The organism is Rhizobium sp. BK196 (assembly GCF_014193255.1).
In the GTDB taxonomy this organism is placed as follows: domain Bacteria; phylum Pseudomonadota; class Alphaproteobacteria; order Rhizobiales; family Rhizobiaceae; genus Rhizobium.
Map to the genome: position 1 here is coordinate 81,460 of NZ_JACHZB010000008.1, position 12,760 is coordinate 94,219.

The following is a 12,760-nucleotide window of genomic DNA, read 5'->3' on the forward strand; positions in this document are numbered from 1 at the left end:
CCAATCTCTCATTCTTTTTCCGGCGAAGGCTCCACAGGCGGCAGGATTGTACCAGCCGAAGGTCCGTCTTCATAGGGTGCACTGTCATGATGCACTTGGGCGAGCCGGTCAACCATGCCAAGCGCAATTTCCCGTTCGCCCATGATGACGGTATCGGCGCCGTATTGCCGCAGTTCCTCCACTTCGGCATCGGAATGGGCACGCGCGACGATCAGGATCGAAGGATTGACCGCACGGCCCTGCTCGGCGATGCGGCAGGCTTCGAAGGCGTTCGGGATAGCGATGACGAGACTGCGCGCGCCGGCAATATTGGCGAGATCGAGTGTTTTACGGGCAACCGCATTGCCTGAGAGTACCTCGATACCCTGGCTCTGCAGTTCGATAATTCGCTTGTCGGAATCCTCGATGACGAGGAAAGGCGTGCCTGATGACTTCAGGTTCTGGCCGACAATGCTGCCGACACGACCATAACCGACAAGGATCGCATGGCCGCTGAGTGAGGTCGGATGAACCTCGTCTATGTCAGTCTGTTCATCCGCATGCGCGGGTCGCGCATGCGTGGCCGGAGCAGCAGCTTCGGCTGACGGCTCTTCATGCTTGGGGCGTTCCAATAATGGCCGCATACGGTCGCAGACGAAGAAGAGCAGCGGGTTGACGATGATCGAGATGATCGCGCCGGCAAGGATAAGGTCGCGCCCTTCCGCTGGCAGCAGGCCGAGCTCGACGCCGAGGGCGGCGAGAATGAAGGAAAATTCGCCGATCTGCCCGAGGCTCGCCGAGATCGTCAGCGCCGTACTGACCGGCTTCCTGAAAAGCAGCACGATCAGGAAGGCCACGATCGACTTGCCGATCACGATGATAAAGACCGTTGCAAGCACCGGCAGCGGTCGCTCGATCAGGATGTTCGGATCGAAGAGCATTCCGACAGAGACGAAGAAGAGCACCGCGAAGGCATCGCGAAGCGGCAGGCTTTCCTGCGCAGCACGGTGGCTGAGCTCGCTTTCGGCGAGAACCATGCCGGCAAAGAAAGCGCCGAGCGCCAGAGACACGCCGAAGAGCTTGGACGCTCCGAAGGCAACACCGAGCGCGATCGCCAGCACGCCGAGGCGGAAGAGTTCGCGCGAACCGGTATGGGCGATGCGGTGCATGGTCCAGGGGATGAGCTTACGGCCGAAGACCAGCATCAGGACGACGAACAGCGCCACTTTAACCAACGTCATGGCGATGATGCCGCCGACGCCGAGGTCGAGGCCGAAAAGCCGGTTGAGGCCCGCCGAGAGAGGCTCAACCGGGCCATGACCATCGCCGGTGATGCTGGCGGCTGCCGGGATGAGGACCAGCGCGAGCACCATGGCAAGGTCTTCCACGATCAGCCAGCCGACGGCGATACGCCCACGCTCTGTCTCGATGAGACGCCGCTCCTGCAGGGCTTTCAGCAGCACGACCGTCGAGGCGACCGAAAGCGCCAGGCCGAAGACGAGGCTGCCGCCCGTCGGCCATCCCATGAAAGCGCCAAGACCCCAGCCGAGCAGCGTGGCAAAGCCGATCTGGACGACCGCGCCCGGCACCGCGATGCCACGCACCGAAAGCAGGTCCTTGAGGGAGAAATGCAAGCCGACGCCGAACATCAGCAGGATCACGCCGATTTCGGCAAGCTCGGGCGCGAGGCTTTGATCAGCAACGAAACCCGGCGTGTGAGGGCCGGCGAGAACGCCTGCGACAAGATATCCGACGAGAGGCGGAAGGCGTAGGCGATTGGCGATCGCGCCCAGGATGAACGCCAGCACGATGCCCCCGACGATGGTCGAAATCAAAGGCGTATCGTGGGGCATCGCTCTCTCCCGATCTGGAAATCTTGTTCCAAACATGACATATATGATTTATATTGACCAATATGGGTGGTTTGGATTATGGGTCAAGGCGCAAAACAGACCATTCTGACGCCCGCTTTGTGTCGCGCGGCTCGGGGTCTGCTTGATTGGACGCAGACGGACCTCGCCCAGAAGGCCGCCGTTTCCCGTAGCACGATACGCGATTATGAAGGCCGTCATCACGAAATCCATCGTGCGACGGAGGCGCAACTGCGCCTTGCCTTCGAGGAGGGAGGCGTAAAATTTACCGAAATAGAAGGCTGCGGAACCGGCATCTGCCTGCCCGGTCCAGTGAACTGAGCTGCCTTAGCGCTGCATTAGGCAGGCCGCACCGACCTTGTAGACATAGATCGTACCGCCTCTGTAGTTGCCTTTTTCCGGTTGCCAGCTTTTCAGCATTTCTGGCGTTTCGTTTGCACAACTCAGCGGCTTGGAGGTCAGGAAAAGGACCTGCCCGCTGGTATCGGCAGGCAGGGCGAATTCCTGTTCGTAATAGCTGTCCGGTAGATCGACCGGCGGACGGGCATAAATCTTGTAGGGTGCGGTTCTCAGCGTGTGGAAGAGATCGGCGACCATATCCCGGTTGTCGGTCACGATAATGCCAGTGCCGGCTTGTGCGGCAAGATCGGCAGCTTGCCGGCTGACGTCGGCCCGGCCGAGGTAGCGCTGCATGACCTCCTTACCGCCAGGCAGTACCAGTTGATTTGCGAAGATCGTTGCAAAGGGAAAGAGCAGGCAGGCAACGCCATTGATGGTGAGCGAGGTTCTGAGCCCCTTCGGCCACAGGCGGTGAAGCAGCCAGACCGCCAGCACGATGCCTGCCACGTAGGCCGTGACGCCCCAATTGGCATAGGCCTTGGCGATCGTCGCCTGCAGGGTAATGAGCAGCACGACCGGGATCGACAGCCAGACGAGCATCTTTTCACGCGGCTCGCTGCGGCCGCGGATCATGTTCCAGACGGCCCAGAGCATGGCGAAGAAAACGACCGGGCCGACGACGCCGAACTGCGCGGAGAAGAATTCCAGTCCCCCGCGAATATTGACGCCGAGATCGCTCCAATGGGCGATATCCTGCGTGTGGCGCACCGTCGTATTGTTGTTCTGAAGATTCCACCAGAGGTTTGGGAACGCGACGACCGCTGAAGTGACGACGGCAATGATGAGATCGCGCACCGAAATCCGCGCCGCCGGAATGAGCAGCATGGCAATCGCCCCGCCGGGCACAAGAAAGAGCACGGCGTATTTGGTAAGAAACGCCAGGCCGACCCCGACACCCATGAGAAGTGCAAACCCGACAGAGCGACGCTGCGTCAGCTCGAAATAGGCGATGAGCGCAATGGCTATGAAGAAGAGCAGGATGACGTCGGTGGAGAAGAAGGCCGAAGAAAGCGCAACCGCCGGCAGCGTGATATAAGTCGCACCGACCCAGCCTTCGATTTCAGACCCGATGAAGCGCTTCGCCATTTTCATTAGCATCAGCGCGGTCGCCATGTGGAAGAGGGGGCCGGGAAGCCGCAGCCAGTAAATGTCGCTGGAGCCGGCAAGCTCGGTGAAGAACCTGAGCACCCAGGCGATCATCGGCGGCTTGGAATAATAGCCGAAATCGAGGTTTTGCGACCAGAACCAGTATTGCGCCTCATCGACGAACAGGTCCGTCCTATCGAAATGCAGTGTCACGATGCGGAAGATCGTAAACGCCAGAATGATGAGGAGGCCGGTCCGAGCTGACATAATCCCTTACTTCCGCTGATACAGGAGCGCGTGTCGATACACCAACGGTGCCGGGCTGCCAACGGGAAAGGTAAAGGGAGATCTAAGGCGCAGTGGCCTGTTAGAAGACGCGAAGCGTGCGGTTGTCGCGGTGTGTCGCGATCAGATCGAGGAGGGCAACGGCCGCGGCGATCGAGAGGGCGATCAGGCAGGAACCCATTCCGAGAACTATCATTTCTCTTTCCTTATTGACGTGATGTCAGGCTCTATAAAAATGGGTCTATAACATAAAGCTTGCGTGTGCCTTGTAGCAGCGATGCAACTCTGCGCCAGTATTTACTATGTGAACTCCCGCCAATTGTTTCAAAAGCTGCAGGCGGGAATGGCTTATTAACCTTCAAGCAAGGAATTAACCATAAACATTGGGTTACACGTCGGAATGGGAAGATGCACTCGTTCCCACCAGGCATGACGCCGTACCGCCGTACCGGGTCGATCCGGTATCCATCTTCTTCAGGCAGCTCCGAAACAGAATTGCTGATCAGGAGACTTCAGTCCCCCGGCTGCGACCGGTGGCGAAGAGTATCTCCGCGTATCGGAATCATCGGAAGCTGCGAGGGTTTTTGGCCGGGCTCGCTCGGAAAGTGGTTGGGGACAGGCGTTGAGGCAGGACATGCCATCAGATCAGGCTCGTGGAGCACAGGCAGGCAGCCTGCGCGACCGCCTGCGCTTTGCTGGCCTCGACGCCGACCAATGCGAGACGGTCCGCCGCAACCGATCCTCCCTTGAAGCCCATCTGAAGGCCGGTCTGCGCGACCTCTTCCATCGTTTCCAGTCCTTCCCGGATGCCGCGCGCAATTTCGAGAGCGAGCGTCAGATCGAGCGTCTCCACGACCTGCAGTCCTCGCACTGGGATGTGCTGACGGATGCGCGTTTCGACAGCCTCTATGCCGAACGCGTCAAGGTTCTCTCCGATACCGAAAGCAAGATCGGCCTCGACCCTCGCTGGCACGTGGCCGGCCACGGCGTCATGCTGGAACATTTGATTTCCGGTCTGGCTGATGAGCTGACCGGTCGCCCGGTACTGCCGTCGGCTAAGCGGCGTGCTCGCGAGATCACCGACCTGATGACATCGATCATCCGCATCGTCATGGTCGATGTCGAAATCGCGGTCTCGCTCCGCTTCAATGCACTGCGCACCGCGCAGCAGCGCGCACTTGCCGACCAGCGCGCCGAAGGTAAAGCGGAAGTCGCTCGTATATTTGGCGATGTCATCGAAAGCCTCTCGGCCCGCGACTTGACGCAGCGCGCACCCGTCGATGGCGCTCACACGGAGATTGCTGCCGCGCTGAACGCTGCACTCGATAATCTCCAGACGGAATTTGCCGCGATTGCCGAACGCAATGCGAAGGCGGAAGCCGCAACGCAGTCGCTCGCCGGCGCATCCCGCAGCTTCGCCGGCAATGCTTCCGATCAGGCCGGGCGCCTGCAGCTTTCCGCTGCCGCCCTTGCCGGCATCGCCGAGCGGGTCCGCGAAGGGGCAGCCGGCAGCCGCACCGCCGAACGCGCCGCTGCCGCGACACGTGCTGCTGTCGAGGAAAGCGGCGAGGTCGTCGGCCGCGCAATCAGCGCCATGGCTGATATCGAACAGTCGGCCGAGAAGATCGGCCAGATTATCGGTTCGATTGATGAGATTGCCTTCCAGACGAACCTGCTCGCTCTGAACGCCGGCATCGAAGCTGCCCGCGCAGGTGAATCTGGACGTGGCTTTGCCGTCGTTGCGCAGGAAGTGCGGGCGCTCGCTCAGCGCTCCGCAGAAGCTGCCCGTGAAATCAAGACGCTGGTGACTACCACAAAGACGCAGGTGGACGCCGGCGTGCAGATGGTCGGCCGCACACAGGATTCGATAGCCAGCATCGTCCGCCAGGTGACCGACATCAACGCCGCAATCGCCGGCATCGCTGGCGAGACGAGTGAACACGCCGCCGGTCTCGAAGGTGTGACCGCAGACGTTAAGAGCCTCGGCTGCGAAGTCGCCGACAATGCCGGCCTTGCGGGGCGTTCGGCCGAAGGTGCCGATCATCTTCACACGATCATTCTGGAACTCGGTCAGACGATCCGCGAATTCCGCGTCGCGCGGGAAAATGCCTATGCAACCCGGCCTCCTCAGGTGCGTGTTTCCGCCTCCCGGACCGTTGCGATCGCGACGCACCCCGAAGTGGCCGAAGACGATTACGAAAATGACGATTTCAGCATGCTTCAGCCTCTCGCGAGCGTCGGAGGTGGGCGGAATGTTTACTAACCTATCGGATTATGACGTCGGCTCGCTTTCGCGGGTCGGGGACAACGGGACAAGGAAAAGCTGATGGCAGCAAAGAAGAGTGCCAAGACGTTGGAGTTGCCAGCGGTTCTTGATCTCAATGAGGCTTCCGCATTGCGCGACAAGCTTCTCTCCATGCGAGGAAACCCTCTGGCGATCGATGCTTCGGCAGTCGAACGCATCGGCGCTCTTTGCGCTCAGGTTCTGATGGCGGCCGAGAAGACCTGGGACCAGGACAAGCAGTCGATCACCTTCTCGCAGGTGTCCGACGCATTTCAAAAAACCATGCAGTTGGTTGGCGTCAATATCGACCATCTGCTTGCCAAGGAGATCCGGCAATGAAGAAGAAAGTATTGACGGTGGACGATTCCCGCACCATCCGAAACATGCTTCTCGTAACGCTGAACAATGCAGGTTTCGAGACGATCCAGGCTGAAGACGGCGTTGAAGGCCTCGAAGTTCTCGAAGAGTCCAATCCTGACGTCATCGTCACTGACATCAACATGCCGCGCCTCGACGGTTTCGGCTTCATCGAAGGTGTCCGTCGCAACGAGAAGTATCGTGCGATCCCGATCCTGGTGCTGACGACCGAAAGCGACGCGGAAAAGAAGAACCGCGCCCGCCAGGCCGGTGCCACCGGCTGGATCGTCAAGCCCTTCGACCCCGCCAAGCTGATCGATGCCATCGAGCGTGTAACCGCTTAAAGCCCAGGATTTGCTCCTATGGATATGAACGAAATCAAAGAGATCTTTTTCCAGGAGTGCGAAGAACAGCTCGCCGAACTGGAATCCGGTCTCCTGAAAATGAATGATGGCGATCGCGACCCGGAAACCGTCAACGCGGTCTTCCGCGCCGTGCATTCGATCAAAGGCGGTGCCGGCGCCTTTGGCCTTGATGACCTCGTCGCCTTCGCCCACGTCTTTGAGACCACACTTGATTGCGTTCGTTCCAACAAGCTTGAGCCTACCCAGGATGTCTTGAAGGTTATGCTGAAGTCGGCCGACGTGCTTGCCGATCTGACCAACGCTGCCCGTGACGGCGGCAGCGTCGATGAAAGCAGAAGCCGCGGCCTCGTCAAGGAGCTGGAGGCGCTTGCCCACGGCGAGCTGCCGTCTCCCTCGGCAGTCTCCGAGGCGCCCGCACCGAAGCCGGCCCCGAAGGCCGCCCCTGCTCCGGTCGCTGCGGCTCCGGCCCCCGTGCCGACCGATGATAGCGGTTTCCAGCCGATCCCCTTCTCCTTCGACGATTTCGGTGGCGAAGAGAAGCCGGTCGATCTGCCGGCCTACGAAGTCATCTTCAAACCGCGCTTCGAACTCTATTCGAAGGGTAACGACGCTACCCTTCTGCTGCGCGATCTTTCCCGGCTCGGCGAGATGAGCATCTATTGCAATGCGGATGCTCTGCCGGGCCTCGATGAGCTCGATCCGGAAGGCGCCTATTTCTTCTGGAACATCACGATCAAGACGGACAAGGGCGAAGACGCCATCCGCACGGTCTTCGAATTCGCCGAATGGGATTGCGATCTGACCGTGAAGCCGGCCGAGGACAGCCAGCCGGGTGAGACCAACGAAGAACTGCCGATGATCCCGGTTCCGTTCGATCTCTCGATCCTGGATGATGGCGATGCTTCCGAAGCGCCGGCCGCTGCCGAGATCAAGGCGAACGACGCGAATTCCGCCGTTGCGGCCGCTGAAACGGCCACCAACGTCACGCAGATGGCTGCCGCCGCTGCGCGTGTCGAAAAGAAGGAATCGGCCGCCGCTGCCGCCGCTGCAGCGGCAAACGCCGCAGCCCAGAACAATGCCGCTGCCGGCCAGACGATCCGCGTCGATCTCGATCGCGTCGACCGCCTGATCAACCTCGTCGGCGAGCTGGTCATCAATCAGGCCATGCTCTCTCAAAGCGTCATCGAAAATGACACGACCGGCACGTCCTCGATCAATATGGGTCTCGAAGAGCTGCAGCAGCTCACCCGTGAGATCCAGGACTCGGTCATGGCAATCCGCGCTCAGCCCGTGAAGCCGGTCTTCCAGCGCATGTCGCGTATCGTCCGCGAAATCGCCGACATGACCGGCAAGTCGATCCGCCTGATCACCGAGGGTGAAAACACCGAAGTCGACAAGACGGTCATCGACAAGCTGGCCGAGCCGCTGACGCACATGATCCGTAACGCTGTCGATCACGGGATCGAAACGCCTGAAAAGCGTGCTGCCGCCGGCAAGAACACCGAAGGCACGGTCCGCCTGACGGCAAAACATCGTTCGGGCCGCATCCTGATCGAACTGGCCGACGACGGCGCCGGCATCAACCGCGAAAAGGTTCGCCAGAAGGCGATCGCCAACGACCTGATCTCCCCTGACGCCAATCTGTCGGATGAGGAAATCGATAACCTGATCTTCCTGCCGGGCTTCTCTACGGCCGACAAGATCTCCGATATCTCCGGCCGTGGTGTCGGCATGGACGTCGTCAAGCGCTCGATCCAGGCGCTCGGCGGCCGTATCAACATCACCTCGAGGCCGGGTCAAGGCTCGGTCTTCACAATGAGCCTGCCGCTGACGCTCGCCGTTCTCGACGGCATGGTGGTCACGGTCGCCGGCCAGACGCTGGTTGTGCCGCTGACGGCCATCGTCGAAACCCTCCAGCCGGAAGCCGCCGCGATCCATTCCTTCGGCGCCAACCACCGACTGATCTCGATCCGCAATTCCTTCTGCCCGCTGGTCGATGTCGGCCGCATCCTGAACTTCCGCGCCACCCAGGCCAATCCGGTCGAGGGTGTCGCCCTTCTCGTCGAATCCGAAGGCGGCGGTCAGCGCGCGCTCATGGTCGACGCGATCCAGGGCCAGCGCCAAGTCGTCATTAAGAGCCTCGAGGCGAACTACACTCACGTTCCGGGCATCGCCGCTGCAACCATTCTCGGTGACGGCCGCGTGGCCCTCATTCTGGACGTGGACGCAGTCGTCGGCGCCTCGCGCGGTCAGTCCCTCAAGGCGGAAATGTCTCTGGCGGCGGTAGGGTAAGGAACAATGTCGTACACGGCAAAAAATCTGACCCTGGGCGGAAACGAGCTTATCGCGTTTCGCATCGGCGATCAGGAATTCTGCGTGAACATCATGGCAGTCCGCGAGATCCGGGGCTGGACCCCGGCGACCGCGATGCCGCACTCGCCATCCTATATGATTGGCGTCATCAACCTGCGTGGTGCAGTGCTGCCGATCATCGATCTGTCGGCTCGACTTGGCATGAAGCCGGTCGATCCTACCGCCCGTCACGTCATCATCGTCGCCCAGGTCCGCCGCAAGGTGGTTGGCCTGCTGGTCGACGCTGTTTCTGACATTCTGACGGTCACCGACGATGACATCCAGCCGACACCCGAGATATCTTCGGACCTTCAGCGTCAGTTCGCCCGCGGCATTCTCTCCATCGAAAAGCGGATGATCTGCCTGATCGAACTCGAAGCCCTGTTTCCCGACACTGAAAGCGAAGCCGCATGAATGCAGTTGGCGTAAAAGATCAGAGGCAGTCTGGTTTCGACGAGGTTCTGGCGAGCGGGGAATACCCGCTGACGCGCCGCGATCTCTCGGAAATCGCGGCCATGATCTATGCTGATGCGGGAATCTATCTTAATGAGACGAAGGCCTCGCTGGTCTACTCTCGTTTGTCGAAGCATATCCGCAATCTCGGCCTTTCAGGTTTCCGAGAATATTGCGAGCTTGTTGCTTCGCCGGCAGGTGCTGCGGCCCGGCGTGAGATGCTGTCGCACCTGACGACAAACTTCACGCGGTTTTTCCGCGAAAACCATCATTTCGAACATTTGCGTGACCACGTACTGCCCGACCTCCTGAACCGGGCGCGCGCAGGTGGCCGTGTCCGGATCTGGTCGGCTGCGTCCTCGGATGGGCAGGAACCCTACTCGATCGCGCTGACCGTTCTGTCGCTGATGCCGAACGTGGCCGACTACGACTTCAAGATTCTTGCAACCGACATCGACCCAAAGATTCTCGCCATCGCCCGGATCGGCGCCTATGACGAAAGTGCGCTGGAAACCGTCTCGCCTGCCATGCGAAAGCAATGGTTCACAGAGGTCGAGATGCAGGGTCGCCGCAAATTCCAGATCGATGACCGCGTGAAGCGTCTCATTACCTACAACGAACTGAACCTGATGGCCCAATGGCCGTTCAAGGGCAAGTTCGACGTCATCTTCTGTCGTAACGTCGTGATCTATTTCGATGAACCGACACAGATGAAGATCTGGCAGCGGTTTGCCGGGTTGCTGCCGGAAGGCGGTCATCTTTATATCGGTCACTCGGAGCGTGTCTCGGGCGAAGCCAAGCACGTCTTCGACAATATCGGCATCACCACCTATCGCTACACGACCAAGGGTATCGGGAGGAAGGCATGAGCGCTCCGGCTAGAGTTCTCGTGGTTGACGACTCGCCGACCATGCGCGGCCTGATCGCGGCCGTCCTGAGTGCCGATCCCGAAGTCAACGTCATAGGCCAGGCCGGCGACGCTCTGGAGGCGCGCGAGGCGATTAAGCGGCTGAACCCAGATGTCGTCACGCTGGACATCGAGATGCCGAACATGAACGGCCTCGACTTCCTCGAAAAGATCATGCGCCTGCGACCAATGCCCGTCATCATGGTCTCGACCATGACGCATCGCGGTGCGGAAGCGACGCTCGCAGCCCTTGAAATCGGTGCCTTCGATTGTGTGGGCAAGCCGCAGCCGGGCGAGATACGCCCCTTCGGCGACCTCGTCGAGAAGGTGAAGGCCGCCGCCCGCACGCAGCGGAATTTCGCCAAGCCGGCCGCGGCTGCCGCCATCACGCCGCCCGCAGTCGCCGATTTCCGTGTCGGACGTAAGATCGTGGCGATCGGTTCTTCGACAGGTGGCGTGGAAGCGCTGATCGCCGTGCTGCAGAAGTTCCCGGCGAATTGCCCGCCGACCGTCATCACCCAGCATATGCCGCCGACCTTCACCAAGAGCTTTTCCGAACGGTTGAACCGCCTCTGTGCGCCGGTCGTGGAAGAAGCGACAGACGGCGCCCGTCTCGAGATCGGCAAGGTCTATCTTGCGCCTGGCGGCGAGCGTCACCTGCAGGTGTCCAATACGTCGGCGCCCTGCTGCCGGCTGGTCGAGCGAGGGCCCGTCAACGGCCATCGTCCATCGGTCGATGTGCTCTTCGACTCTGTTGCCGAGCTCGCCGGACGCAATGCCGTCGGCGTGATCCTCACCGGCATGGGGCGCGATGGAGCCGCCGGGTTGTTAAAAATGCGACATGCAGGGGCCAGAACGCTCGGTCAGAACGAAAAAACCTGCGTCGTTTACGGAATGCCAAGAGTTGCCTACGAACTTGGCGCAGTTGAACAGCAGCTTCCGCTTGCTGCCATCGGCGAAGAAATATTGAAAATGACAGCCGCCCGAAAGGAAGGGACCGAATAATGTCGATCGCGGAGAAAATTAAAGTTCTGATCGTTGACGATCAGGTTACGAGCCGTCTGCTGCTCAGTGACGCGCTGACGCAGCTGGGCTTCAAGCAGATCACCGCCGCCGGTGACGGCGAGCAGGGCATGAAGATCATGTCGGAGCAGCCGCACCACCTTGTGATCTCCGACTTCAACATGCCGAAGATGGATGGCATCGGCTTCCTGCAGGCCGTCCGCAGCAATCCGAACACCAAGAAGGCAGCCTTCATCATCCTCACGGCACAGGGCGACCGTGCGCTGGTGACCAAGGCAGCGCAGCTTGGTGCAAACAACGTTCTGGCGAAGCCCTTCACCATCGAAAAGATGAAAGCGGCCATCGAAGCTGTGTTTGGAGCCCTGAAATGATCACTGAGGGTGCGGCCCGCCGCGTGCACATCATTCAGGGTGAATACAAGGTCTTGAGCGATCCGGATGCGGTGCTTTCGACCATCCTTGGCTCGTGCGTGGCAGCCTGCCTCAGAGATCCCGTCGCAGGTGTCGGCGGCATGAACCACTTCCTGCTGCCGGGGACAGGCAACACCCCGATGACCGGCGGCGATGCCACACGCTACGGCGTGCATCTCATGGAACTGTTGATAAACGGCCTTCTGAAAAAGGGCGCGCGGCGCGACCGGCTGGAGGCCAAGATCTTCGGAGGAGCGAAGACGATCTCGACATTCTCGAATGTCGGCGAGCAGAACGCAGCCTTCGCCATGCAGTTCCTTCGAGATGAAGGCATTCCGGTGGTCAGTTCAAGCACGGGCGGCGAGCATGGACGAAAGATCGAATATTGGCCGGTGTCCGGCCGTGCCCGGCAATACCCCCTGACCGGCGCCGAAACCCAGAGAACCGTCGCTCTCGAGCAGCGTCCCGCCGCTCCGCAGAAGCCCGCCGAGACAAGTATCGAATTCTTTTAGTGGCGAGGATTTTCATATGACTTTTACACCGATCATCGAGCCGCCGGCGCCGGTAGAGGCGCTGAGCGACATATTGATGCGCATTGTCTCCGAGCTTCACGACGTTGCCTACCTGATGGAACGGATCGAGCCCCAGTTGATCGAACTGGGAGGCCCGCAAATCCTGAATTCCCCTGATAGCATGAAGGTGATGCAGGGCATCGACCTCGCCGTGCAGAAATCGCGCGGGCTGGCCGAGTTCATCGACACCATCACCGGTGAAATTCCGCAGAGCTGGTCGATCGATGTCGCCACCGCGCTGAGCCTCGTCAAGCTTGCCGAAATGCAGAAAGCACTCGGCGGCGGAACCCGTCACGGCCACTCCCAGCCGCTTAGCAAGGCCGCCGGAGACTTCGATTTCTTCTGATACCGCAATTCATTCCGGCACGCGCTGAACGAAACGCTCGCACAAGTTTCGGCGTCTATTCGTCAAATGAG

The 12,760-nt window shown here is 60.3% G+C and carries 13 protein-coding genes; 11 read left to right on the forward strand and 2 right to left on the reverse strand.

Features of this window, described 5'->3' with window-relative positions:
* Window positions 1-8: 8 nt before the first annotated feature.
* Window positions 9-1,832 carry a YbaL family putative K(+) efflux transporter gene (ybaL, locus tag FHT78_RS23285; RefSeq protein ID WP_183748939.1) on the reverse strand — a complete coding sequence of 608 codons (1,824 nt, stop codon included), beginning with the start codon at window positions 1,830-1,832 and terminating at the stop codon, window positions 9-11.
* 78 nt (window positions 1,833-1,910) lie between these two features.
* Between ybaL and FHT78_RS23290 the strand changes: the two genes are divergently transcribed.
* Window positions 1,911-2,171: a helix-turn-helix transcriptional regulator gene (locus FHT78_RS23290; protein ID WP_183748940.1), complete on the forward strand. Its 261-nt coding sequence runs from the start codon at window positions 1,911-1,913 to the stop codon at window positions 2,169-2,171.
* Window positions 2,172-2,177: 6 nt separating this feature from the next.
* Here the strand turns inward: FHT78_RS23290 and FHT78_RS23295 are convergent, their stop codons facing one another.
* Complete coding sequence (locus FHT78_RS23295; protein WP_183748941.1) at window positions 2,178-3,602, reverse strand: glycosyltransferase family 39 protein; 1,425 nt, start codon at window positions 3,600-3,602, stop codon at window positions 2,178-2,180.
* 652 nt (window positions 3,603-4,254) lie between these two features.
* Here FHT78_RS23295 and FHT78_RS23300 point away from each other — a divergent pair.
* The 10 genes from FHT78_RS23300 to FHT78_RS23345 all read left to right on the forward strand — a co-directional run bounded on the left by FHT78_RS23300 (window position 4,255) and on the right by FHT78_RS23345 (window position 12,689).
* Window positions 4,255-5,883, forward strand: coding sequence for a globin-coupled sensor protein (locus FHT78_RS23300; RefSeq protein ID WP_183748942.1), 1,629 nt, complete (start codon window positions 4,255-4,257; stop codon window positions 5,881-5,883).
* 63 nt (window positions 5,884-5,946) lie between these two features.
* A complete protein-coding gene (locus tag FHT78_RS23305) occupies window positions 5,947-6,243 on the forward strand; it encodes an STAS domain-containing protein (RefSeq protein ID WP_183748943.1) in 297 nt (98 codons plus the stop codon).
* On the forward strand, window positions 6,240-6,605 hold the full coding sequence (gene cheY1 / locus FHT78_RS23310; RefSeq protein WP_003570362.1) for a chemotaxis response regulator CheY1: 366 nt from the start codon (window positions 6,240-6,242) through the stop codon (window positions 6,603-6,605). Before FHT78_RS23305 ends, cheY1 begins: the two co-directional genes overlap by 4 nt.
* A gap of 18 nt (window positions 6,606-6,623) precedes the next feature.
* Window positions 6,624-8,918 carry a chemotaxis protein CheA gene (locus tag FHT78_RS23315; protein WP_183748944.1) on the forward strand — a complete coding sequence of 765 codons (2,295 nt, stop codon included), beginning with the start codon at window positions 6,624-6,626 and terminating at the stop codon, window positions 8,916-8,918.
* Between the two features lie 6 nt (window positions 8,919-8,924).
* Window positions 8,925-9,392: a chemotaxis protein CheW gene (locus FHT78_RS23320; protein WP_183748945.1), complete on the forward strand. Its 468-nt coding sequence runs from the start codon at window positions 8,925-8,927 to the stop codon at window positions 9,390-9,392.
* Complete coding sequence (cheR, locus tag FHT78_RS23325; RefSeq protein WP_183748946.1) at window positions 9,389-10,300, forward strand: protein-glutamate O-methyltransferase CheR; 912 nt, start codon at window positions 9,389-9,391, stop codon at window positions 10,298-10,300. Before FHT78_RS23320 ends, cheR begins: the two co-directional genes overlap by 4 nt.
* The gene (cheB, locus tag FHT78_RS23330) at window positions 10,297-11,343 is read left to right on the forward strand and encodes a protein-glutamate O-methylesterase CheB (protein WP_183748947.1); all 1,047 of its coding nucleotides are present in this window, start codon (window positions 10,297-10,299) and stop codon (window positions 11,341-11,343) included. The genes cheR and cheB overlap by 4 nt, the downstream gene beginning before the upstream one ends.
* The gene (locus tag FHT78_RS23335; RefSeq protein ID WP_183748948.1) at window positions 11,343-11,732 is read left to right on the forward strand and encodes a response regulator; all 390 of its coding nucleotides are present in this window, start codon (window positions 11,343-11,345) and stop codon (window positions 11,730-11,732) included. The genes cheB and FHT78_RS23335 overlap by 1 nt, the downstream gene beginning before the upstream one ends.
* Window positions 11,729-12,283, forward strand: coding sequence for a chemoreceptor glutamine deamidase CheD (gene cheD / locus FHT78_RS23340; protein WP_112541540.1), 555 nt, complete (start codon window positions 11,729-11,731; stop codon window positions 12,281-12,283). The genes FHT78_RS23335 and cheD overlap by 4 nt, the downstream gene beginning before the upstream one ends.
* 16 nt (window positions 12,284-12,299) lie before the next feature.
* On the forward strand, window positions 12,300-12,689 hold the full coding sequence (locus tag FHT78_RS23345; RefSeq protein WP_183748949.1) for a hypothetical protein: 390 nt from the start codon (window positions 12,300-12,302) through the stop codon (window positions 12,687-12,689).
* The last annotated feature ends 71 nt before the right edge of the window (window positions 12,690-12,760 follow it).